The sequence below is a fragment of the Wansuia hejianensis genome (assembly GCF_014337215.1).
Classification (GTDB): Bacteria; Bacillota; Clostridia; order Lachnospirales; family Lachnospiraceae; genus Scatomonas; species Scatomonas hejianensis.
On sequence record NZ_CP060635.1, the window covers coordinates 2,613,067 to 2,637,751 of the forward strand.

At 48.0% G+C, this 24,685-nt stretch carries 21 protein-coding genes; 1 reads left to right on the top strand and 20 read right to left on the bottom strand.

Features of this window, described 5'->3' with window-relative positions; all coding sequences use genetic code 11:
- Positions 1 to 7: 7 nt before the first annotated feature.
- Genes H9Q79_RS12190 through H9Q79_RS12210 form a run of 5 tightly spaced genes read right to left on the bottom strand, consistent with a single transcriptional unit; the run spans position 8 to position 6,181 of the window.
- Positions 8 to 1,507, bottom strand: coding sequence for a sugar ABC transporter ATP-binding protein (locus tag H9Q79_RS12190; RefSeq protein ID WP_249329722.1), 1,500 nt, complete (start codon positions 1,505 to 1,507; stop codon positions 8 to 10).
- Positions 1,508 to 1,529: 22 nt separating this feature from the next.
- A complete protein-coding gene (locus H9Q79_RS12195) occupies positions 1,530 to 3,017 on the bottom strand; it encodes an FGGY-family carbohydrate kinase (RefSeq protein ID WP_249328382.1) in 1,488 nt (495 codons plus the stop codon).
- Positions 3,010 to 3,948, bottom strand: coding sequence for a transketolase family protein (locus H9Q79_RS12200; protein WP_118645025.1), 939 nt, complete (start codon positions 3,946 to 3,948; stop codon positions 3,010 to 3,012). Before H9Q79_RS12200 ends, H9Q79_RS12195 begins: the two co-directional genes overlap by 8 nt.
- A complete protein-coding gene (locus H9Q79_RS12205) occupies positions 3,941 to 4,774 on the bottom strand; it encodes a transketolase (protein ID WP_118645022.1) in 834 nt (277 codons plus the stop codon). The genes H9Q79_RS12200 and H9Q79_RS12205 overlap by 8 nt, the downstream gene beginning before the upstream one ends.
- A 6-nt stretch (positions 4,775 to 4,780) precedes the next feature.
- Positions 4,781 to 6,181 carry an L-fucose/L-arabinose isomerase family protein gene (locus tag H9Q79_RS12210; protein WP_249328383.1) on the bottom strand — a complete coding sequence of 467 codons (1,401 nt, stop codon included), beginning with the start codon at positions 6,179 to 6,181 and terminating at the stop codon, positions 4,781 to 4,783.
- Between the two features lie 487 nt (positions 6,182 to 6,668).
- Between H9Q79_RS12210 and H9Q79_RS12215 the strand changes: the two genes are divergently transcribed.
- Entirely contained in the window at positions 6,669 to 7,685 is a 1,017-nt protein-coding gene (locus tag H9Q79_RS12215) for a LacI family DNA-binding transcriptional regulator (RefSeq protein WP_249328384.1), read from the top strand.
- Between the two features lie 301 nt (positions 7,686 to 7,986).
- On the opposite strand, the gene H9Q79_RS12220 is transcribed toward H9Q79_RS12215, so the two are convergent.
- From H9Q79_RS12220 to pfkA, 15 genes are all read right to left on the bottom strand, one after another.
- Complete coding sequence (locus tag H9Q79_RS12220; RefSeq protein WP_249328385.1) at positions 7,987 to 8,160, bottom strand: hypothetical protein; 174 nt, start codon at positions 8,158 to 8,160, stop codon at positions 7,987 to 7,989.
- 1,344 nt (positions 8,161 to 9,504) lie between these two features.
- The gene (locus H9Q79_RS12230; RefSeq protein WP_249328387.1) at positions 9,505 to 9,726 is read right to left on the bottom strand and encodes an IS66 family transposase; all 222 of its coding nucleotides are present in this window, start codon (positions 9,724 to 9,726) and stop codon (positions 9,505 to 9,507) included.
- 1,052 nt (positions 9,727 to 10,778) lie between these two features.
- Positions 10,779 to 10,988 (bottom strand): IS66 family insertion sequence element accessory protein TnpB, encoded by a 210-nt coding sequence (gene tnpB / locus H9Q79_RS18655; RefSeq protein ID WP_408646430.1) that lies wholly within the window; start codon positions 10,986 to 10,988, stop codon positions 10,779 to 10,781.
- A 1,447-nt stretch (positions 10,989 to 12,435) separates the two neighbouring features.
- On the bottom strand, positions 12,436 to 14,385 hold the full coding sequence (lysS, locus tag H9Q79_RS12235) for a lysine--tRNA ligase (protein ID WP_118648229.1): 1,950 nt from the start codon (positions 14,383 to 14,385) through the stop codon (positions 12,436 to 12,438).
- Between the two features lie 19 nt (positions 14,386 to 14,404).
- Positions 14,405 to 14,887 carry a transcription elongation factor GreA gene (greA, locus tag H9Q79_RS12240; RefSeq protein ID WP_118648227.1) on the bottom strand — a complete coding sequence of 161 codons (483 nt, stop codon included), beginning with the start codon at positions 14,885 to 14,887 and terminating at the stop codon, positions 14,405 to 14,407.
- Between the two features lie 145 nt (positions 14,888 to 15,032).
- Positions 15,033 to 16,013, bottom strand: coding sequence for a tRNA dihydrouridine synthase DusB (gene dusB / locus H9Q79_RS12245; protein ID WP_249328388.1), 981 nt, complete (start codon positions 16,011 to 16,013; stop codon positions 15,033 to 15,035).
- An 18-nt stretch (positions 16,014 to 16,031) separates the two neighbouring features.
- Complete coding sequence (locus H9Q79_RS12250) at positions 16,032 to 16,364, bottom strand: DUF6145 family protein (protein WP_118648225.1); 333 nt, start codon at positions 16,362 to 16,364, stop codon at positions 16,032 to 16,034.
- A gap of 14 nt (positions 16,365 to 16,378) precedes the next feature.
- Complete coding sequence (locus H9Q79_RS12255) at positions 16,379 to 17,182, bottom strand: biotin--[acetyl-CoA-carboxylase] ligase (protein WP_118648223.1); 804 nt, start codon at positions 17,180 to 17,182, stop codon at positions 16,379 to 16,381.
- Entirely contained in the window at positions 17,179 to 18,171 is a 993-nt protein-coding gene (gene argF, locus H9Q79_RS12260) for an ornithine carbamoyltransferase (protein WP_249328389.1), read from the bottom strand. Before argF ends, H9Q79_RS12255 begins: the two co-directional genes overlap by 4 nt.
- Before the next feature lie 83 nt (positions 18,172 to 18,254).
- Entirely contained in the window at positions 18,255 to 19,211 is a 957-nt protein-coding gene (locus tag H9Q79_RS12265) for an SPFH domain-containing protein (RefSeq protein ID WP_249328390.1), read from the bottom strand.
- Positions 19,212 to 19,217: 6 nt separating this feature from the next.
- Entirely contained in the window at positions 19,218 to 19,652 is a 435-nt protein-coding gene (locus tag H9Q79_RS12270) for an NfeD family protein (protein WP_118648221.1), read from the bottom strand.
- Positions 19,653 to 19,839: 187 nt separating this feature from the next.
- Positions 19,840 to 20,859, bottom strand: a complete 1,020-nt coding sequence (locus tag H9Q79_RS12275) for an SH3 domain-containing protein (RefSeq protein ID WP_249328391.1) — start codon at positions 20,857 to 20,859, stop codon at positions 19,840 to 19,842.
- 233 nt (positions 20,860 to 21,092) lie between these two features.
- Positions 21,093 to 22,604, bottom strand: coding sequence for a polysaccharide deacetylase (locus H9Q79_RS12280; protein WP_249328392.1), 1,512 nt, complete (start codon positions 22,602 to 22,604; stop codon positions 21,093 to 21,095).
- A gap of 120 nt (positions 22,605 to 22,724) precedes the next feature.
- On the bottom strand, positions 22,725 to 23,495 hold the full coding sequence (locus tag H9Q79_RS12285) for a TrmH family RNA methyltransferase (RefSeq protein ID WP_118648108.1): 771 nt from the start codon (positions 23,493 to 23,495) through the stop codon (positions 22,725 to 22,727).
- Positions 23,496 to 23,630: 135 nt separating this feature from the next.
- On the bottom strand, positions 23,631 to 24,623 hold the full coding sequence (gene pfkA, locus H9Q79_RS12290) for a 6-phosphofructokinase (RefSeq protein ID WP_249328393.1): 993 nt from the start codon (positions 24,621 to 24,623) through the stop codon (positions 23,631 to 23,633).
- Positions 24,624 to 24,685: the final 62 nt, after the last annotated feature.

Genomic DNA, 24,685 nt, shown 5'->3' on the forward strand with positions numbered 1-24,685 from the left:
TCCTTCCTCAGATCATTTCCTTAATCAACAAAGGCTCTGTAATTTCAGGGCTTCGCATTTTTTCGCAGACAATCCTGCCGTCCTTCATGATCAGAATCCGGTCAGACATGCCGATCAGCTCCGGCAGCTCCTCAGATATCAGAAGTATCGCGTGACCCTGAGCTTTCAATTCGCTCATCAGCGTATAAATAGCTTCTTTGACCCCGATATCTATGCCGCGGGTGGGACAGTCAAAAATCAGGATATTAGAACCACGCCCCAGCCATTTTGCAAGAACCACCTTCTGCTTGTTTCCACCGCTCAGAGAGGCCACATATTCCGACCGGTTATTTACCTTCACCTTCAGCCTTTCAATCCACCTATCCACAAAACTGTTTTCCGTCTTTGGCGCGGCAAATCCAAATTTCGAGATTTTATCCAGGCTGCACAGACAGATATTGTTTCTCACACTGTCCCGCAGGATAATCGCTTCCGAATCACGGTTTTTAGATACATAACCGATGTTGCGCCGAATGGCCTGTACAGGATTTTTCAGCCGTTCCGTCCTTCCGTTGCAGGTCAGCGTTCCGGAATAGGGCTGATCCAGCCCGAACAGCAGACGGCCCAGTTCATGCATGCCGCAGTCTGACAGTCCTCCCAGGCCCAGGATTTCACCTTCGTGAAGCTCCAGACTGACATCCTTCAACGCGCTGGTAAATACGTTCTTTACGCTCATTACTACTTTCTCACCCATGGAGCCCTCTTCCTCCGTCCGGTAATAATGCCCGCTCATTTCACGCCCTACCATTTTAACCTTCAGCTCATTGATTATCATTTCATTTCCGTAACAGGTATCAATATATACACCGTCACGCAGAATTGTTACGCTGTCACAGACTCTGACCAGTTCTTCCAGATCATGAGTGATGAACAGTACCGTCCCGCCGTAATTCCTGACGTCCCGAATGACCGAATAAAGAATTTCACGCCCATGAGAGGACAGCGCGTTTGCTGTTTCATCCACAATTAACAGCTTGGGATGTGTATAAATGGCCTTCGCGATCTCTATAATTTTGCGTTCCTCCAGATTATATTCCCCGATTGGTTTTTCCGGAGAAATGTCGGAAGCGCCGATGAGCTCCAGCGCTTTTTTCGCCTCCTGGTTCATCTTTCGGTAATTGATAATTCCCCTGCTTCCAAAACGCCTTTCATTGCCCAGAAAAATATTGGAGGCCACAGAAATTTCTTCAATTGTTCCTATTTCCTGTACAATTAAAGCGATTCCCTGCTCTTCCGCTTCCACGACCGTCGCCGCCTTCCATTCTTTCCCGTCCAGAATGATTTTTCCTTTATCCTTCTCATACACCCCGGCAATAATATTGGACAGCGTACTTTTTCCCGAACCATTTTCTCCGATGAACCCCCGTACCTCTCCCTTTCGCACATCAAAGGAGACGTCTCTCAGGGCGCGGGTCAGTCCAAAGCTTTTCGATACATGCTGAATTTGTAATAATACCTGATTCTCCACCAAAGCCACCCTTTCCTGCTTTTTATTTACAATTTCCGTGGGCTAACACCTGCCCTACCGCCTGCTGCCACCCCTGATAAAGCGTTGAAGCTTTATCACCAGCCAGCGCCGGATGATACGTGCTGTAGGAAACATGCTCAAAAATCTGTTTCTCATCATAGAGCCCGGAAGAGATGCCTGCCAGATAAGCAGCCCCCATGCCCGACAGCTCCTGCAGGCCCGGTATTCTCACATCGGCGCGGGCCATATCGCTCTGGAACTGCATGAGGTAAGCGTTTACTGTAGGACCGCCATCCGCCTTCATTTCCCGGATATCATACCCGGATTCCCGCCTCATCAGACAGACCAGATCTGTAATCTGATAAGCTATGCTCTCCAGACAGGCCTTCACTATTTCATTTTTTCCTGTAGTCCTGGTAATCCCTGTCAGAAGGCCTGTGGCCCCGGAATCCCAATAAGGGGCGCCCAGCCCTGTAAATGCAGGCACAAAATAAGTTCTATCATTCAGATTCGCGCCGCGCGCGAAGGCTTCCGCCTCCTCCGGCCGGGTGATCAGTCCGACATCATTCATGAGCCAGCTGATCACAGCTCCTGTATAATTCAGATTACCCTCCAGAACATACTCTACCTTGTGATTTTTCCCCCATGCCAGGCTGGTTACAATTCCCGAATCACTGTATACCGGCCGTTCTCCCAGGTTCATCATTACCGATGAACCCGTTCCGTAAGTCGCCTTCAGCTGCCCTCTGCTCCGGCAGTTTTGTCCAAACAGCGCTCCATGACTGTCTCCCAGCACTCCTAAAATCGGTATCTTTTTTCTCAGCACTCCATTGAGATCTGTCGTTCCAAAACAGGAATCTGACATAGAAACCTCTGCCAGAGCCTGCTCCGGTATTTCAAAACTGCGCAGCAGCTCCTGATCCCAGCACAGATCTCCAATGTGAAACAACTGGGTCCGGGACGCGTTGGAATAGTCTGTTTTGAAATTCCTCTCGCAGGATAAACGGTATACCAGCCAGCTGTCTATCGTCCCCATCGCCAGCTTTCCCTTTTTTGCCAGTTTTTCGACTTCCGGCACGTTCCGCATCAGCCACTGGAGCTTTGAAGCAGGAAAATAGGGCGATAAATGAATCCCGGTTTTTTTCCGTATATCTTCCGCTTCCTTTCTGTGGGCTTCACAGATCTCCCCGGCTCTGGCACACTGCCAGACAATCGCGTTATATATGGGTTCGCCCGTTTCTCTGTTCCATGCCAGCGACGTCTCTCTCTGATTTGAAATGCCCAGAGCTTCAATTTCATCCGCGTCAATTCCCGTTTTTTCAATAACTTCCCGGCAAACGACGACCGTATTTTTCAAAATTTCTTCCGGATCGTGCTCTACCCACCCTTTCTCGTTGACAATCTGCCTGTGCGGGCGATCCGCCCGGGCAAGAAGCCTGCCCTTCCGATCAAATATCAGTCCTTTGGTGCCCTGCGTGCTCTGATCCACCGCTAATATGTACTTATTCATCTTTTAACAGCTCTTCCGCAACTTTTGCAATATTTTCGGCATTCAAACCATAATAATCAAAAACTTCCCCCGATGTGCCAGTAATAACCGGAGCATCGGGCAGTGAGAGGTTTCTGACCCTTTTCGGACAGTTTTCTGAGATTACCTGGCTGACCATGGAACCAAGCCCTCCAAACGGCGCGTGCTCTTCTACGGTGACCACCGCTTTCGCGTGTTCTGCCGTCTTTATGATCCCTTCCTTATCCAAAGGCTTTATGCAGTACATATCCAGAACCGCAGCAGAAATTCCCTTTCCCCTCAGAAGTATTGCCGCATCTGCCGCAGGCTTTACCATTTCTCCGCACGCAATAATCGCTATATCTGTCCCCGGAGCAACGACAGTGGCTTTATCCATTTCAAAAGGTACGCATCCCTCTTCATACACATCTTCCACTGCATTTCGCCCGACCCGGATATAAGCCGGCTTCTCATCCCTCAGGAGAGCCTTCATAAGACATTCCGTCTGCAGCCTGTCGCTCGGAAGATAAACCCGCATATTAGGCACCGCAGCCATTGCCGCAATATCCTGAGCCGAATGATGACTCATTCCCAAAGCCCCGTAGCTGACGCCGCCGCTGATCCCGATCAGTTTTACATTGGTATCTGAGTACGCCACATCGATTTTGCACTGTTCATAGCTTCTCGTCGAAAGAAAACAGGCAGGGGACACGGCATAGGGCTTTTTCCCACAGTTTGCCAGACCCGCACAAATACTCACCAGATTTTGTTCGGCAATCCCCGTCTCAATAAACTGTCCCGGAAGCTCCCTGGCAAATTCCGTAAACGATGCGCTTCCCCTGGAATCGCTGCACAGGGCCATAACGTTCTCATCCTTCTTTCCCGCGTCCAGCAGTACCTTGCAGATCACCTGTTTATTAGCCGTCTTAGTCACGAAGCGCCTCCTCCTTTCTCTCCTCCAGATCCTTTCTGATCTGTTTTAATTCCTCATGCGACGGAACTCTATGATGCCAGTCAGCCTTATTTTCCATGACCGGAGAGCCCTTTCCCTTCACTGTATTGGCAATCAGCACCGTCGGCCGCCCTTTTATCCGCTTTGCCTCTTCAAACGCCGCTTTCAGCTGATCAATATCATTTCCGTCAGCCACATCAATTACATGCCATCTGAAAGAACGGAAGCGTTCCCGGAGGTCCTCCTGTCCCATCACATCCTCCGTATTTCCGGAAATCTGCAGACGATTTCGGTCCACCACCGCGCACAGATTATCCAGCCCATAGTGTCCGGCCGCCATGGCTCCCTCCCAGACAGAACCCTCCGCCAGCTCGCCATCGCCCATAACCGTGTATACTCTGTAGTTTCTTCCATCCGTCCTGGCTGCCAGAGCCATGCCCACACAGACAGGAAGGCCATGCCCCAGCGAGCCTGAATTCATTTCAATCCCCGGCAATTTGTTATTAGGATGTCCGATATACCGGGATCCAAATCTGCTGAACCTGGCAATTACGTCTTTAATATCCAGGAAACCCTTCTCAGCCAGCACCGCGTAATAGGCCTCCACCGAATGGCCCTTGCTCAGAATGAAACGGTCACGGTCAGGAGCTTCCATGTTGTCCGGACCGATGTTCATCTGATCAAAGTAAAGCTCTGTAAGAATCTCCATAACACTCATGTCTCCGCCGATATGTCCGGCTTTTCCTTCCACAATCATATCGATGACATCTTCCCGCAGCTTATAAGCGAGCGCCTTTAAATTCTTCATGTCTTTTCATTCCCCTCTTAAATACGCCTTAACATCTTCTTCAATCGGATCATAAAAATCCGGCTTCACACCGATGTATTTGCATGCTTCATATAAAACAGGAACAACATCCTTGTGAATTCCCACGCAGTGATGAATGTACGGCCCTTCCACGATTTTGGCTTCCAGACGCTTAATATTTTTCACCTCTATCCAGAGATAGGTGCCCATTCCCCTGGGGCCGTTTACACCTTTTGCATTTCCCAAAAGCATAGAATATTCCCCGTTGTCCCCATCGAACCTGCAGAGGGTAATCTCTCCATGGCGCGCTTCCGCCGTGAGGCTGCCCGGATGGTCGAAAGCCAGCGGATACGTAAGTTCCGGTGTCTCCTTTGCCACCGACAGGGGCCATGGCCCGCAATGCTGAAGCAGCTCGCCATTTTCGATATCCGGATGCCGGATCGTCCAGTCCGCAAAAAAGCTTCTTGTCTCACCCATTCCGGCCGCTTCCACCAGAAGGGCTGTAATCGCTCCATGGACATCTGTTTCACAGACTACCGGAATGCCCTTTTCATTTAAAATGGCATTTGCCGCGCAGGGCATGATGCCCAGTTCTGTCTGCAGGGCATTCCAGCACTGAATTGCCGCAGCCTGACAGCCATACTTTTTCACCAGCTCTTCCATCGCAACGGCTAACGCGGCCACATTTTCCACTTCTCGGTCCTCAATTTTCACTTTCATGTTCCTGCGGATATAGGCGACCATGCCTGCAGCCTTAGTTTTCTCCACTTTTGCCGCTTTTACCGTTTCTACCAGTTCAGTCATGGGAACCGGAGCTAACTGAATATTAAATTTTTCCAGAAGTTCTCCTTCATTGCACATGGTTGTCCAGAAATCAAACGGCCTTGTGGAAATCTGCAGAATTCGCATGCGGCGGAACGTTTTCACCACGTTGCACACCGCCAGAAAATCCCTGAGTCCCCTTTCGAATACCGGATCGTTTAACCGGCAGTTGGTCATATATGTAAAGGGAACCTGAAATCTTCTGAGAACTTTTCCGGTAGCAAAGAGGCCGCACTGGGTATCTCTGAGACGTACTCCGTTTTCATCAGGCCTCTCATCCAGCGGCCCCCAGAGCAGCACCGGAACCTTCAGCTCTCTGGCCAGTCTTGCGCACACATATTCCGTGCCGAAATTGCAGTGGGGCAGAAAAAGGCCCTCCACTCCCGCCGCCTTGAACTTCTCCGCAATTTTTTTTACGTCCCTGTCGTCATAGAGCAGCCCCTCCGGATTGATATCATCGATATCCACAAAATCAATTGTCAGTTCTCTTAAACGATCCGCAATCAGGCTTCTGTATTTCAGGGCATCCGACGCGCTGAAAATACTTCTCCTTGTCGGCGCATAGCCCAATACCACATTTGACATCTCAAACCTCCATTCCATTGTCATATGCTTTTCAATTTAGCGCTGTTTTATTTTGTATTTATCTATTAAATTTAACTATATTTTATTTACTAAATTACTAAATTCCTATCATTTTTAAAAAATAATTATTTCCAGTTGTTATTTTCGTCTTATATCATAATTATAGCTCATATTTTTTGTGCATTTTTTCGTTTATCATGGCGTTCTGCCAATTTTTTCATAGCTAAATTTAAATAGCCATTGAATTCAAATTAAATTTACTATATAATTGCCTTAAGGAAACGACGCTGCATGCCGGCGCACACTTCAATATCTATACTTTGTGAAACAGCGCAAGCTGTTTCACCGCCCCGCAGGGGGCATGAATTACGGTATGCCCTGTGGGTATACATTGCGGAGCAGCGCAAGCTGTTCCCCCGCCCCATCAGGGGCATGAATTATGGTATACCCGAAGGGTATACAGTCTGTGACGCGGAGGAAAACATATATGACTATTACAGCAAAAGAGCTGGCAGAAAAACTGGGGGTTTCACGTTCTACCATCTCCATGGTCTACAATAATAAAAAAGGAATCAGCGAGGAAACCCGGACTATGGTGCTTCAGGCGGCACAAAAATATGGATATTCGCACGTTCAAAGAAAACGGGTGTACGAATATCCATCTGCCATTCAGTATATTATTTTTTCCAAGCACGGCAACGTGGTGAGTGATACTGCTTTTTTCGCCAGCCTGCTGCAGGGCATTGACGCCGAAAGCAAGCGGCTGGGCTATATGCTTCATGTGTCTTATTTTTATGGGCAGGAAAATTTTGAGGACCAGATGTCGGCGATCTTAAACCGCCATCCCACCGGTTTGATCCTGCTCGCCACAGAAATGGACCCCGAAGACCTGATCCCCTTTAAGCAGACCGGCCTCCCCCTCGTCATTCTGGACAGCTATGTGGACGCCGACCGCTCCGACTGCATAACCATCAACAACGTGCAGAGCGCTTACAACGCCACCTCCCATCTGATCCACAGAGGACATACCTATATCGGTCACCTGTCCAGCAAGATCACAATAAAAAATTTTGAAGAGCGTTCCGACGGCTTTCAGGCCTCCATCCAGAAGCACTCCAGTAACGGAGAGCTGCGTTCCGTCGTTGTAAATGTCGGCTCCACCAGCGAGACCGCCTACGCTGATATGCGCGCCTATCTGGACACCGCGCCGGAGCTTCCTACCGCTTTCTTCGCCGATAACGACATCATCGCCTCCGCCTGCATGAAAGCCTTAAAAGAATATGGGTACAAAATCCCAGAGCAGATTTCTATCATCGGCTTTGATGACATGCCCTTCTGCGACATGATCGATCCTCCCCTGACTTCCATGCATGTTCCAAAGCAGATGTTCGGCCAGCGCGCAGTCACCATGCTGGATCAGCAGATTCATGGAAATACATCGGATCATATAAAAATGGAAGTTTCCACAACGCTGATTGAACGGAAAAGTGTGGCGAGACGCTGACGGCATGACGTCTGGTGCGCAGAGGAACAGGTAGGGTGAGATGAAAAGATATATGAGGAGTATGCTCTTAATGAAATAGCGGGCATGGTATACTAAAGCAGACACTAAGTTAAGAGAAAACAATAAAAAGTAGTCTACTTTATGCCAAGAAAAAGTTATGATAAACAATTCAAACTCGTAGCTGTAAAGCCAGTTTTAAAAGATGATATATCAGTATCCGAAATTGTAAAAGAATCGTCTATTCTGTACAACACATTATATAATTTATTTTCTTACGAATATTTGACTAAATATCATCGTGTTAATACACTGTTTTACCCTTATGCCTTTGCATAATGCCAGTTAAACAAAACCAATCGTAAAATTCCGAACGAAAGGCACCTGCCGCTACTGCAATTGATAAATCATAACAATTTAAATGCCCCACGTTATATCCATCTTCATGCGCTTGAATGGGTACCTTAAACATAATCATTTTCCTCTCATTTTAAACATTTTTTCTAATAGTTTATTGTTTATAGCTGAGTTAAATTAATTATAGTCAAATTCACGAACTTAAAGCTTTAACTAAATAACAATCAATAATTTTAATGTTCTAACAAATAATATTGGGGAATTTTTCAAGTAATCAAACTAGATTTTTACTGTAGAATCAATCCTTATATATTGACGTGGTGTAAGATTAATTTAAACTAATATTAAGGATCACGAACTTCTTATTTTCTATTTATAATATTATAGTGCAGTCTATTATACAATAGCAAAAACTGTCAACTTCAATTTCTTTTTTGTCACTTTTGGTTATTTTCGGAAAATATAATAACTCTTTTTTACCAAACAAAAAAACGCTTTACAATTAATAATATCAAAGATAGATGTATTGCTTATAACTTTTTAATCATAAATATATACATATATTCCCCCTTAAAATCCATTATATCTTACAAGATCTTCAAAAAAACGAAAGCTTTTCCGCATTTGATTCACTTACATTAGATAAATTCTTAACAATATTGCACGCTTGACAACTCGCGAAGCTTCTAATCTTCATGACTTTTCCTAAATTAGGCTCGTTCCTTATTCTGGTATTGGCAAAATATTTTATACAATACATTTGATTTTAGCTATTATTTAATCAATTTCAATATTCTTCTATCTGATTTTTCTGATTGACCAATTTCATTAGTTGTAAATGCTCCATAGCTGGTACCTGTCCAAAACTAATGCTGCCCTTTGCAGATGGAAGATAGAAACAAATTCGCTCAATTTGGGATACCTTTTCTGACAGCAGCATTCCGGCAGTGTTTTTGACCATGGAAGCAATTGCTCGACACCAGAAAGTTATTCCCATTCTCCGTGTTTTGGCAGTTCTTCTAACAAATAGCGGAAATACTCATACGGCTTAAACTTGTTTGTTTTCGCTGTTTTAGCAAAGCTATATGAGATTGCACTGGCTTTCACTCTACTGATTGTGTCAATCTGAAACCAGTTATTCCTTCCGAAAGTAAATGGACAGATGCTGCGTTCTGTAGCATTGGTACATAGCTATCATCTAATAAGACGCTCAGAAATAATCCCTGGTTTAGACAATAGCTATCACCTTTCCAGTCGCTGGTTTTGGGCAACGCTACCTTCCTTTTATTTCAGACATGAAAAAAAGCAGCTACCAATGGAATTACATAATGTATACACGCTTCCAGACGCTTGGCTGGTTCCATTCTGGCAAACTTCTCTTCATACCGGCTTATATTCTGCATAAGTTGAATGCTTTTATAGGCATCGGATTCCCTAATATTCAAATCCTTTTTTCCGGCAGCTTTTACCACATCAGCAAATCCTCGCCGGCATGCGACCAGCATCCGGCTATTGTCAGTTCCTCCCGTTCATCTGCAAAAGAATTGTATACCTGGTAACCATTCGCCACACAAGTCCCGCTAAAGTCTTTCACAAACTCTTGGGCATGTTTCTTTTTCCGGGTCTTCTGGTATTCGCAAAGGATGACTGGTTTGGACTCCAGTTCATCGGAACAATAAACCCACATCCTACTCTCAGTACTTTCGGACGGCCATCTTTGCGTACTTCTATCACCGTTCAATCCGCGTACACCACATGATAATCAGGTAAATCTTCTTTATACAGTTGTATATGCGGCTCAGGTACCATTCCATACCCATAATCGCCCAGCGGCACAGAGTCTTTGTTGGAAGAAATTCTTTGCTGCGCTTAAACTCTTCGGAGAGACGCTCGATCGTTTACGCATTCACATACTTTAGGTTGTGAATACCGACCCCGAAGGATGCCGTAGCCACACTTTTCCGAAACAGGTCGGCTGGGCGTTTCGCTCGTGCAAAATCCCCGCTATCCGCACTTACGTATACTTCCACGTGATGTTCGATCACTTCAATGCTTGCCGGATGGGACTTCAGACGTTTATATACTTTGTTTAGAAATTTTTTAAACCGGCCATCCGGAAATGCAGCAAGCACTTTTTACTCGACTAAGGTATAGGTAACCACAGTCGCAGTAATATCTTTGATCTCTTCCTGACATTTCCCTGTTTTCTATTTTCCATGTATATACGGTTTCGGGAAGATATCTTCCATTTTCGCTTCGGGTAATGCAGGATTCAGATACTCGCTTATCTCTGCCTCATTGAAAGCGAAGCAAAGCTGTATGCAACTAGCTTCAATATTGATCAGTCCATTTTCCGAAGAATGGCCGAACCGATGTTGATGAAGTTTTACAACTTCCTCTGTCAAAAGGTTCGCTCTTTTCTATAGCTGTTCAGCAGCCTCTGAAAGTTTCTAGTTGAATTCGGTGGCTTCCACAAGCAGTTTGACCAATGTTTGTTTGTCAAGCAAGTTCTTTAAGTGCCACCGCTGTATCCCTCTCCTCCGTTTTTCTAAGGGATGAAATATCAGAAAAAGTCAGTTCTGCATAGCAGAACAACCAATCTCTATACAGTTGCATTCCCGGACGGAAAAATGTTCCAGTATTATCATCCCAGCCAATAGAAGATGGAGTTATTCCGGCGAGATTCTAGCAGCTTCTTCCTGACTTCTCGGCCATCGAAGATGTCCAGCTTCGATCCTCTTAAAAGCATACAGAATCCATCCCCCTCCAAGCCAAGCCTTTGAACCGATCGGTGTGGCATCCGCAAAAAGAGAAACACGACATCTTTTTAAAAAGATCTAGATGGACCTCTTCCTTTACTAAAGTCGCCAGACCATCAATCCCCCTGCAGAGATCACATTTTCCGCAGTGGATATAGATGACCTGAAAGTCGTTAATCTCAGATAACACGGAGTATCACTGCTTACTTCCACAACTGTGTCACCGTGGCGGATGCGAATCGCTACATTCGGGGTCGGAACAGCAGAATCAACTGGTATCTTAGCAAATGTTCCGGAAACAGGATTATTGTTTTTAATGGGATTTGCTGTTTTAAAACATCAAGCGCCATTTTCCTCAGTCGGTTTAGACAATAATAATACATTGACTCACGGATTCTGCTGGCAGCATACCATTATTTGATGGTCAGGCCTCTATTGCTACGCTGTTTAATCATTGTGATCCAGCTTACCACACGAACCTGCATTACTTTATTCATACTTGAGATCTCCTTCCAAAACTAAAAAAACTACAACCAAAGTTCCCGGGGTTTTTAAGTGGATTTGATGAAATCATCATCGCATAAATCAGTTGCAAGTCAGCCCACGGATTATGGAGCATTTATGATCTCTTTGAAGTATTCCAAACTTGTTCGCTTCTTAAAAGCCTTCTGACTCAAATATATCAACTTCTTTTATCCTTTTACTTGAGTCTTTGTTTTACTTCTTTCGAATATTCCCCAACGTTTACTCTCAAATTAGCTGCTACCTGCTTTTTCTGTTTAAGTTCTTTTCTTCGCGCAAATAAGTTAGCTTTGCTGATGGCAATCAGCTGAGATAAAATTTCTCATATTTAAATTAATTTTTTATACAATTGATCCGCCATTTGCTCCCCTTTCACCATTTTTTTCAGACAAGCAATTTCCTCTTCTGTATCTTAGCAAGGAAGCACATCCACATAAGAAATATGTTGATTTGTAGCCCGATAATAGACAACCGTTACCAGCGTCTCTGCTTCATCATTGAACTGCACGTGTATTCTTTCCTGCCCCCAGAGCATACATCATAACGATCCAGCCGAACTGTGGCAAAAAAGCCTCACCAAGCATTCTTTCTATGCCTCCATTCTTCATCCCTCAAATCCCTTCCATTGTTTTTAACTTCTCAAAAAAGATAATGCCCGGAAACCCTTGTAAAGACTCCCGCACAACCATAGCTTCTACTCCGCTTGCAAAATACAATGATACTTAAGCTGCTTTTCACATGAATCGATCGTGGACCAAGAAACTGTTAGAGGACGATACGTATAGTTTTTATATAACTATCTTTTAGGGGAGATAAGGAATAATCCTGTCAAGAGTTCCTCATCTTTTTAAGAAAAAACGAAATAGCAGGGTTATCCTTTGAAGAATCTATACAATCACTCTGTGGAGTGACGCTATTATTGAAAAAATCGGGAGTCTCATTCATATTATCAGTAAAAATCTTGAATTTATGTGGTAAAAAAGCTCATGGAACATAATCATTCCATGAGCTTTTCTTATATCTCTATACAACCCTACATATTTCTCGTTCCAGTTGGTACAAAATTAGTACAATGGTACATTTTTTACCTCCCAAATGCCCATTCCCAAAACCGCTTAGTACAGCTTCGCACCCGCCGGAATCCGGTCATCCACCATCAGCAGATTCAGTCCTTCACACCCATCCACTTCATGAATCGCAGAGATAAGCATTCCACAAGAATCCATACCCATCATCGGTCTCGGAGGCAGGTTTGTAATTGCAATACAAGTCTTTCCAACCAGTTCTTCAGGCTCGTAATACTCGTGAATACCGCTTAAAATCACTCTATCTGTGCCTGAACCGTCATCTAAAACAAATTTCAGAAGCTTTTTGCTCTTCTTAACAGCCTCGCATTCTTTTACCTTTACAGCTCTGAAATCAGACTTTGCAAAAGTATCAAAGTCGACGAATTCTTCGAAAAGCGGTTCGATTTTCACATTGGAGAAATCAGTTTTTTCAACCAGGGCCCCTACTGTTTCAGCTACAACGGGAGCTGCTTTTTCTGCCTTTTTAGACATCTCTGTACCACCGAGTGACTTCATCGTCGGGAACAGCAACACATCCCTGATCGCCGCTGCGTCCGTCAGCAGCATACACATCCTGTCGATTCCAAATCCGATTCCCCCTGTCGGCGGCATCCCAATCTCCAGCGCATTCAGGAAATCTTCATCCGTCGTATTCGCTTCCTCGTCTCCCTGAGCCAGCTGTTCTTCCTGTGCTTTAAACCGCTCTCTCTGGTCAATTGGGTCATTCAGCTCAGAATACGCATTCGCCATCTCCCAGCCATTCATGAAAAACTCGAACCTCTCCACATATTCCGGGTTATCCGGTTTTTTCTTCGTGAGCGGTGAAATCTCGATTGGATGATCCATCACGAAGGTAGGCTGCACCAGATGCTCTTCCACAAATTCCTCAAAGAACAGGTTCAGGATATCTCCCTTTTTATGCCTCTCCTCGAATTCCACATGGTGCTCCCTCGCGGCAGCCCTGGCTTCCTCCAGAGTATGAATTTCGTTGAAATCCACCCCTACATACTTCTTCACCGCGTCCACCATCGTGATTCTCTCGAATGGTTTCCCCAGATCCATCTCAACGCCGTTATATATAATCTTCATGGTCCCCAGAACCTCCTGCGCCACATGGCGGTACAGGTTCTCCGTCAGATCCATCATCCCGTTATAATCCGTGTACGCCTGATACAGCTCCATCAGGGTAAATTCAGGATTGTGCCTGGTATCCAGTCCCTCATTCCGGAACACCCGCCCGATCTCGTATACGCGTTCCATGCCGCCTACGATCAGACGCTTCAGGTATAGCTCCAGGGAGATTCTCAGCTTAAAATCCTCATCTAAAGCATTAAAATGAGTCTCAAAAGGACGCGCTGCCGCACCTCCCGCATTGGACACCAGCATGGGCGTCTCTACCTCCATGAATCCCTGTCCGTCCAGATATTTCCGAATGCTGCTGATGATCCTGGAACGCTTGATAAAGGTATCCTTCACCTCTGTATTCATGATCAGATCCACGTATCTCTGACGGTAGCGCAGGTCTGTATTGGTCAGGCCATGAAATTTCTCCGGCAGAATCTGCAGACTTTTGCTCAGCAGCACAACGCTGGTCACATGGATTGAGATTTCCCCTGTCTTTGTCTTAAACACAGTGCCCTTAATCCCGATGATATCTCCGATATCCAGCTTCTTAAAGCCCTTGTATGGCTCTTCTCCCACATTATCACGGGCCACATAGCACTGGATGCTTCCCTTTAAATCCTGCACATTACAAAAAGACGCCTTGCCCATGACACGCTTGCTCATCATACGCCCGGCAACAGAAACCTCCTGGTCTTCCATGGTGTCGAAATGATCCTTTATATCCTGGCTGTGGCAGGTCACATCATATTTCGTGATCTGGAAAGGGTCATTCCCGCTGTCCTGCAATTCTTTCAGCTTTTCCCGGCGCACCTTCAACAACTGGTTAATATCCTGTTCCTGCGCCTGTTTTTGCTGCTTCTGCTGTTCTGCCATTTTTTCCTCCCTCAATCGATCAGATATTTCTTTCGATAGTCAGCACTTTATACTCCATGGCTCCGGCGGGGGACTCAACGTTCACGATATCTCCCACCCTGGCGCCGATCAGCGCGCGTCCCACCGGGGATTCATTGGAGATCTTGCCCTTCAGGCTGTTGGCCTCTGTGGAACCGACGATGGAAAACTCCATCTCCTCTTCATACTCCATATCAAATACGCCGACCTTACATCCAATGTTAATTTTATCTGTATCAGCTTCGTCTTCTACGACTACTTCTGCATTCTTCAAAATCTTTTCCAGTTCCTCGATACGCGCTTCGATATCTCTCTGCTCGTCCTTCGCAGCATCATACTCAGCGTTCTCAGACAGGTCGCCCTGCTCTCTGGCTTCTTTAATTTTCTCTGCGACTTCTTTTCTTTTATTGACTTTCAGGTCGTGAAGCTCTTCTTCCAGCCTTTGCAGACCTGCATAAGTTAATATATTTTTCTTTTCTTCCATCTTGCTTTCCGCCGTCCTTTCCTATAAGAAGGTATATTCCCGCCTATCTTAACAATTACGGTATTATAATTGATTCGTCCCTAATTGTCAAGCTGTAATACACTATGTAATTTGTTAAATTTTTATTCTCCTGTTTACCTTCTTTTTATCTGTTCTGAAAAGTCCCCTCCAGCTCTTCCAATATACGTTCCAGCTCCTCCATGCTCTGAACCTCGTTGACTCTGCTTCTGAGCTTTGCCGAGTGCGGAAATCCTGCCGTATACCAGGCCACATGCTTTCTCATCTCTCGTATTCCCGTATACTCCCCCTTATAATCCAACAGCATGCGGGCGTGGCGGAGAATCATCTCACAGACCTGCTCTTTGGACGGGGCCGGAAGTGTCTCTCCTGTTTTCATATAATGAAGAATCCGGGAAAAGATCCAGGGATTGCCCTGTGCTCCCCGGCCGATCATGATGCCGTCACACCCGGTCTCCTCCAACATGGCCTTCGCCTTCTCCGGGCAATCCACATCCCCGTTGCCGATCACGGGTATTGACACCGCCTCTTTCACCCGGCGTATGATCTCCCAGTCAGCCTTCCCGGAGTAATACTGTTCCCTGGTTCTTCCGTGAACGGATATCGCCGACGCTCCCGCCTGTTCCGCGATTTTGGCGATTTCCACCGCATTTACATGCTCCTCGTCAAAGCCACGGCGGATCTTCACCGTTACAGGCTTTCTGACTGCCTTTACCAGTGCTGAAATGATCTCTCCCACCAGCCTTGGAGCCTTCATCAGGGCAGATCCTTCTCCGTTATTTACTACCTTCGGGACCGGACAGCCCATGTTAAAATCCAGAATATCAAAGGGGCGGTCCTCAATCCACTGAACGGCCTCTGACAGAATCTCCGGCTCACTGCCGAACAACTGCAGGGAGACCGGGTTTTCTCTGGGATCAATGGTCAACAGCTCTTCTGTATTCCTGTTTTTATATAAGATGGCCTTTGCACTCACCATTTCCATGCACAGCAGCCCCGCCCCCTGCTCTTTGCAGAGCAGGCGAAACGGCAGGTCAGTTACCCCTGCCATTGGAGCCAGTATCAAGGGATTGTCAATGGTCACTCCACCGATCTTCAACGTACGCATGCGCCCGCACCTCCCGTTTCAGTCATTTTCCAGGCCTTCCACATCCAATCCCAGGAAAAACACCTGGTAGAACAGCTCCAGAGACCGGAAAAGCTCCCTCTTTTCTTCCTGCAGCTGCTTAATCCGTAGCGGCCCGCCGATATCATCATACATGGCATCCGCTTCCAGGGCCTCTGTCTTCAGTTCCAGATCTCCCTCTTCGCTGTATTCCACCGTAAATATACCGCCAATCTCTTCTGTGAACAGGACGCACATAATATGCAGTTCATCCTGAATCTGCTCCGGAAGGCTGGAAAACTCCGGATTAAAATAATACTTCTTCTCGTACGCATTCGCTCCGCAAAGTACCATATGCTTTCACACTCCTATACATAACCATAGATTCCCCTGACCGAAACCTCTCCGGCGTAGACAGCCTCTGTCTCACCGTTATCTTTACGTTTTACCAGCAGCTCCCCCCGGTCATTGATCCCCAGCGCCGTCCCGCAGAAGGACCCGGCAGGGTCCAGGACCCGCACGGAGCGCCCCCGGTTCGCCAGAATTTCCTGATATCTTCGGGAAAGTCCGGAGAGATCTCCCGTGTCCATAAATATTTTATAATATTTCCAGAAGAAGTTAAGGATCTCCGCTGTCACAACCTCCCGGCTGACAGACCTTCCCAGTTCCAGCAGCAGAGAGGTGGCCGTTCCTGCAAGTTCCCCTGGAAATGCCGGAACATTCACATTCGTTCCAATCCCGATGACCACATAATCTGTGCCTGAACTCATCTCCGTCAATATCCCGCAGAGCTTTTTGCCTCCGATGATCACATCATTAGGCCATTTAATCTGTGTATCCAGACCACAGGCCCGGCGTATGCCGTCAGCCGCAGCCATACCCATGACCAGCGTCAGCATCGATATCCTGTCGGCGGGCAGATCAGGCCGGAGCAGCAGGCTCATGGATACAGATGTACCGGCTGCTGTGTTCCAGGCCCTGCCTCTGCGCCCTTTCCCGGCTGTCTGCCGCTCCGCCAGGTATATGGCTCCTCCGGACACACCCTTCCGGCCCTCCCGCTTCGCCCAGTCATTGGTGGAATCCACTTCCTCACAGTAAAAAAGGCGGCAGCCGGTTCCCTCATCGGTCAACCGGCTCCTGATCTCCTCTGTGTTTAACAGCTTTCCGTTCATACAGCCCCTAACGTAGCGGCCATAACAGCCTTTATCGTGTGCATCCGGTTTTCAGCCTCATCAAACACCCTGGACTGAGAGGATTCGAACACTTCATCGGTTACTTCCATATCAGTAATGCTGAAACGCTCATGCATTTCTTTTCCGATCTTTGTCTTCAGATCATGAAAAGCGGGCAGGCAATGGAGGAAAATCGCTTCGGGCCTGGCATTTTCCATCACCTTTGCGGTGACTTTATAGGGGGTCAGATCCTGAATTCTCTCTTCCCACACCTCATCCGGTTCGCCCATGGACACCCACACGTCTGTATAGATGACGTCCGCATCCCTGGTTCCCGCCACTACGTTTTCCGTCAGCGTGATGGTTCCGCCGCTCTGCTCCGCATATTTCTCACACTGAGCCACCAGCTCCTGGCTGGGGAAGTATTTTTCCGGAGCGCAGGCCACAAAATGCATTCCCAGCTTTGAGCAGGCAATCATCAGTGAGTTACCCATATTATAGCGGGCGTCTCCCATATAAACCAGACGGATGCCCTCCAGGCGGCCAAACTCCTCCTTCACCGTCAGCAGATCCGCAAGCATCTGCGTGGGGTGATACTCATTCGTCAGCCCGTTCCACACAGGAACCCCGGCATATTTCGCCAGCTCTTCCACGATCTCCTGGCCAAAGCCCCGGTACTCAATTCCTTCAAACATTCTTCCGAGAACCCGCGCCGTATCCTCGATGCTCTCCTTCTTCCCGATCTGGGAGCCTGACGGGTCCAGATAGGTGGTGCCCATCCCCAGGTCATGAGCCGCGACTTCAAAAGCGCAGCGGGTCCTGGTGCTGGTTTTTTCAAAGATCAGAGCGACATTCTTGCCCCTCAGCGTGTCCACCGGCACCCCTCTTTTCTTCTTGTCCTTCAGCTCCGCTGCCAGATCCAGAAGATATGTAATTTCCTCCGGTGTAAAGTCCTTCAAAGTTAAAAAATTACGGCCTTTTAAGTTCATTCTATTTCTCCTCTTTTTAATCTTTTATGCCGGAGGCCATACACCCTGCGGGCGCATAACCTCCGGCTTTTTATCCCGTTATTCTATTTGCCTGCGGCTGCGTCCTTGGTCTTCACAATCTCCGTCAGAGATGTGGCAAGGCTGGCAATGCCCTGCAGATCGGACGGAACCACAATCTTGGTCGCCGTTCCGTTCGCCAGCTGTCCCAGGGCTTCCAAACTCTTCAGCGTCAGTACCGATTCATCAGCGCCTGCTTCCTTCAGCATCCGGATACCGTCCGCATTCGCCTGCTGCACCTTCAGAATAGCCTCCGCCTCACCTTCTGCCTCACGGATCATCTTCTCCTTCTCAGCCTCAGCCCGGAGAATCGCCGCCTGCTTCTCAGCTTGTGCATCCAGAATCACCGATTCCTTCTTGCCTTCTGCTACCAGAATCGTTGACTTCTTCTCGCCTTCTGCGATCAAAATAGATTCCCGCCTCTCACGTTCAGCCTTCATTTGCTTCTCCATGGCTTCCTGGATGGCCGCCGGAGGCATAATATTCTTCAGCTCAACTCTATTGACTTTAATGCCCCACGGGTCTGTGGCGATATCCAGCGCCGCCCGCATCTTGGTATTGATGATCTCACGTGACGTCAGCGTCTCGTCCAGTTCCATGTCGCCGATGATGTTACGCAGCGTAGTGGCCGTCAAATTCTCAATGGCCATGATAGGATTCTCCACGCCGTAGCAGAACAGCCGGGGATCTGTAATCTGGAAAAATACAACCGTATCAATCCTCATCGTAACATTGTCCTTCGTAATAACCGGCTGGGGCGGAAAATCCACCACCTGTTCCTTCAGATTCACGCGTCTGGCGACTCTCTCTACAAAAGGAACCTTAAAATGAAGCCCGGTCCCCCAGGTCACCTTATAAGCTCCGAATTGCTCGATAACAAAGCCCTGCGCCTGCGGAACGATCTTGATGCAGGACGCAACAATGATCAAAAGCAGCAGCAAAAAAATAATCAGTATCACAACTGGCCAGTTCACTTCTCCCATAATTCCCTACCTCTCTTTCCTTTCTACAATCAATTTTACCCCGTCTATCCTCAAAATACGCACAACTGTGTCTTTTTCTATTGTATCGTTATCCTGCTGGCTTCTGGCCATCCATTCCAGCCCGTTGATAAAGACCTCGCCCCGCCCCATCAGATTATTAATGGTCTGGGTGACAATCGCCTGCTCACCGATCAGGCTCTCCGCGTTGGTAGCTGTCTTATGTTTATTCAACATCCTCATGACAACCGGCCTGGTAAAAATCAGCAAAATGATAGAAACTGCCAAGAACAGCACCACCTGGACTGCAACATTCGCCCCCAGGAGAGCAGCAATAAACGCCGCCAGCGCTCCGCCCGCAAACCAGATCGTCGAAAGGCCCAGCGTAATTACCTCAATCACCAGCAATACGATCAGAATGACCAGCCATATGATTGGATTCATATCCTATCCCTCCGTATTGGAAATCCAATAAAAGTTACGGATTAATCATACTATATTTTTCCCAAAAACACAAGCGTGCTATTGCGGTTGTTTGGTGGAGAAGGGTGTGTGGATACCCGGCATTTAGAAGCAAAAACAAAGCCCTTCGGCGTCTCCGCCTCCGGGCCTCTGTTTTTTTATATTATTTTTAATAGAAATGCTGGTTTCCTATTTGTATCCCCTGTCCGGAACCGCTGTTGAAATACAGGCAGCCTCCCACAGGATTTTCACCGTTCAGAGCTGCTCTGGCTGCTTCGTAGCAGTCGGCGTCTGCACCCTGGGCCAGGGTTCTGGCCAGGATTCCAGAGGACGCCGGGGTGAACTGCCCGCTCTGATAGATAACCTCACTGATGGAGTTGGGGAAAGATCCACTGTTCACGCGGTTTAATACTACCGCTCCGACTGCCACCTTTCCCGTGCGGCTTTCTCCTCCGGCTTCGCAGTGGATGATCGCTGCCAGCAGATCCAGTTCTGCCGACCCGGCTGATACCGGCTGGGCTTCTGATGTGGCGGCAGCCTGTGCTTCAGCACTCTGTGCGGCTTGTGCAGCCGCTGCCTGGGCCGCTTCTTCCGCTGCGCGCATTTGCTCGTATTCCTCAAGGGTCAGGGCAGTATGTTCCAGATCCTTTGTTTCGATGTATTCGGCCGCCATGTAAGCGTCGTTTCCCTGGTATTCTATCTGGAGCCATTCATTTTCTTCTCCGGTGATCTTCACCTCTTCACCGCCTGCCTCGGAACCCAGGACGCTTCCTTCCAGCGACGGGGCCGACCGGACGTTCAGCGCGTCCGCCGTTACGGTACCGGAAAAGCCATGTACATTTCTATAATGAACTCTAGCCTCTTCACCAAAGACCAGCAGATCCGAACGGATATATCCTTCTACGCTGCCTGAACGGACTTTTGTCCAGTCGCCCTCTGTTCCAAGAACTTCCGCGCTGCATCCCGGGAGCAGCACGCCGATCCTTCCGCTGTCAATCGATGCGCCTTCTCTGATGTTGGCATAACTGGTTACATTCGCCGCGGCCATGTTCTGCCAGGCGGCTGTATCTATCACACGGACACTCTCCTCATTCGTAACTGTTTCTGCATGGACCGGAGCCGTCATGACGACTGTCAGTGCCAGAGCACTTCCCAATACCGCAAAGGCACCTGTTGTTTTACGTTTCATAATTACCTCCTGATTCTTGTCGCTGCCGTACACAGCACATTCCCAACGGGCTGCACTGTACATGGCCGCTCTTTGTTGTCTTTAAATTATTACATACTTGTTACAAATTGTTACGAACAGATTCTAACATTTTTACGTTTTTTTGTCAACCTTAAGATGATGACAATTAGTTCCATTTTGCGCAAAAAACCGGGCCTGTATGAAACAGGTCCGGTTCTCACCATCATTATTATTTATCCCAGATTATACAGGGACGCATCTGTCGGGCGCTTCGGATCAATCACTGACGCTGCGTCGATCAGGTCGCTGACCTTATCGTTGCCTCCGTAAACCGCCTCCCACAGACGGTATCCATCCAGATTCCTTCTGCCCATTCTCAGGAAGAGATCTCCTATCTGCACAAAATATTGAGTGGAATCCACGTTGCAGTAAATATCAAACCCTTTGCTTTTCAGATACTGGAACTTTTCTGTTGACGCATATTCCTCATTCCAGGCGGCCAGATCCTGCCCATGAGCAAAGATGATCCTGTCACTTCCGCCGATCAGCGGCGCCACATAATCCAGCCACTTCTGAGTATCCGTCTGCAGCCATTCCATATCTGCATCCCCTATCCGAATGTGGCCCCAGGTGTGGCTTGCGAACTTCCAGCCGTCGGCCTTCAGGCACTCAGCCACTTCTTTTGCTTTTGCACATTCTTCATCCCAGTTAAACTCCGGATGGGCGTTCAGCCAGGCTTCCTGATCCGCGCCCAGATCTACTCTGTCCCGATAGCAGTAATCCGTGCGGTAACCCAGTATTCCATTATATCCAGTTAAGGCAATGGTCCCCTTGGCGCCCTTGTAGGAGAAATCCGGATGAACCTCCAGAAAATCATCCAGAAGAGGAACGCAGTCATAAGAACCAGTCACTGTTGTTCCGTCTGCCTGGACATATTCACAGGTTGGCTTGCCATCTTCGCCGATGATCATCCGGGTGGCAGTCCCCCGCCCGTCATAGCTGTGATAATAGCTCAGATCATCCAGGGACATCACAAACGGTATCTTCCCCTGGGGAAGCATGATGTTTTTCGCCGTGACGTGAACCGTTCCGTTCTCATCGGTGGTCTTATCCACCATATCGTCCAGATCCACGAGCACATAACCCCTGTCATACATCTGCTGAATAATCGCATTAAATTCATCTACTGTGGTCATCCACTGGCAGAACCCGGCCGTGGCATTATTCCAGCTCTCACTGTCCGTCAGTGAGAATCCTCTCTCAGGGTCCACCACCAGAGAGTGGAAGAATATATGTGTCACTTTCTCAGGCGGAGTCGCGACCAAATTGCTTCTCTTCGTCTCAAAATCTGCAACCATCGTGATAATATCCGCATCCTGATCAGCCCCTTCAATGCTGTTCAGAAGTTCAATCGCCCCGTCATAATCATACTGTGTTGCCAGCATGCTGGCCTGATTCATCAGGTCCTCTTTACCCCCTGCCACAACCCCGCCCGAAGGCGTTGAAGACGAACTGGACGAACTGCTGCCGGAACTGCTCCCCTGCTCCCCGGAAGAAGTGCTGACTGAATCTGACGTGCTGCCTGATCCTTTCTTCTTAAGCTTATCCGGTCCTCCGGTCAACACCCAGATCGCCACTATAAGCACAACTACCAGAACGCACAACAGAACAGATTTCAGAATCAAAGCATTCCGTCTTTTTCGCCGTTTCATCTCTCTGCGGCTCATTGGTTTCTTTGAACTCATTTTATACCCTCCTGAAGTAAAACAAACAATATAATATATTTTATCTCATGTCTCTACAAATGTCGAGCATATTTATAAAATTAAAGATTTCTTCAAGGGTTGGTAAGGGTTTCGCAATGATTAGGAGTGCCGCTGCATATGCGCCATGTACATCAGCACCGCCGCCGCCACTGCGGCGTTCAGAGATTCCACCTGTCCCTCCATCGGTATCCGGATCAGGCAGTCACAGCTTTCCGCCAGCTCTTCACTGAGCCCTTTGGCTTCATTGCCTATTAAAAAAGCGCTGCCGCCGGTATAATCTTCCTCGCTGTAAAAATGATTCCCGCGCAGATGGGCCGCAAAGGTGCGGATACCCGATGCTTTCAGCCAATTAACCGCATCTTCCGGCTGATCTTCATAGATAAAAGGCACTCTGAAGATAGACCCCATCGTCGAACGGATCGTCTTCGGGTGGAATAAATCCACACACTTCCTGCTGAGAATCACACCTGTCACACCGGCTCCCTCTGCAGTACGCAGAATCGTTCCCACATTTCCGGGGTCCTGCAAGTCTTCCAGCACCAGAAGCAGCGGGTGATCTGTCCTGAGCAGATCCTCCCTCTCATAAGAAGGCATCCTCAGGACTGTCAGAATTCCCTGCGGAGTCTGGGTATCACACATACGCCCAAAAACACGGTCATCCACTATCTCATAGGATATCCCTTCCAACAGAGCTCTATTCTCGTTTTCAAACGAAGATGCCACATACACCTTTTCCCTCAGCTCAGGCGGCGCCTCCCGGAATAGCTTCACTCCTTCTGCCGTAAATAATCCCAGCTCACGGCGAAGCCTGGCTTTTGTATTCAATTGAAGAATCTGTTTAACCTGCGCATTACTGCTGCTCGTTATCATAAAAACTCCTGTATGTTATTTCGATGAGGGGGATGGGTTCCCGGACGGACACTTTGCGCAGAAACCCGCGGGCCTCTGCCCCTCTGGGCCGCTTCGCGGCATGTCCGTCCGGGAACCCATCCCCCGTGAACCAATCTATTTTACGTAATTATAAGACAATGCCTTTGCTATTTCAAACTGATATTCTGGAATGGTCTTCTGCATTGCCAGGGCTTCATTAATATCGAAATCTACGTATTCTCCGTTTTTATAGCCTACGATCCTCTTATTCTTGCCCGCGATCAGCAGATCTACCGCGTAGGCCCCCATGATCGACGCATATACCCTGTCTTTGCAGGTGGGGCTTCCGCCTCGCTGCATGTGACCGAGGATGGTGGCGCGGGTCTCGATACCCGTTGCGGCTTCGATCCGCTTGGCCATGGCCTGGGAATGGCCGATTCCCTCCGCGTTGATGATGATATGATGCTTTTTGCCTCTTTTCCGGTTCTCTATGATGTTATTGATGATCTTCTGCTCGTCATAGTCATATTTCTCCGGAAGCAGAATATCCTCGGCGCCGTTGGCGATGCCACACCAGAGGGCGATATAGCCGGCGTTCCTGCCCATGACCTCTATGATGCTGCATCGCTCATGAGAGGTGGAGGTGTCCCGCACCTTGTCGATGGCCTCCATCGCTGTGTTGACAGCCGTATCAAAACCAATGGTATATTCCGTACAGGCGATATCCAAGTCTATGGTACCCGGCACGCCCACAGTATTCACTCCCAGACTGGCCAGCTTCTGAGCTCCGGCGAACGACCCGTCTCCTCCGATGACCACAAGGCCATCAATACCAAATTTACGGCAGGTCTCCACTGCCTTTTTCTGGCCCTCTTCCGTGCGCATCTCCGCACATCGGGCTGTATAGAGAATTGTTCCTCCGCGTTCGATTGTATCCGATACATCCTTGGCGCTCAGGTCGATGATCTCTTCATTCATCAGACCGTCATAGCCCTTCAGGATGCCTTTCATCTGAACTCCCTGCCCCAGTCCCCGGCGGACCGCCGCACGGATTGCCGCATTCATCCCCGGAGCGTCGCCTCCGCTGGTCAGAACGCCGATTGTCTTAACCTTGCTTGTTGTCGCCATCTGTACTCCTCCATACTCTGACATGTTTCCCTTTATTCCGCGGATCCTTCATGTCAATCTCT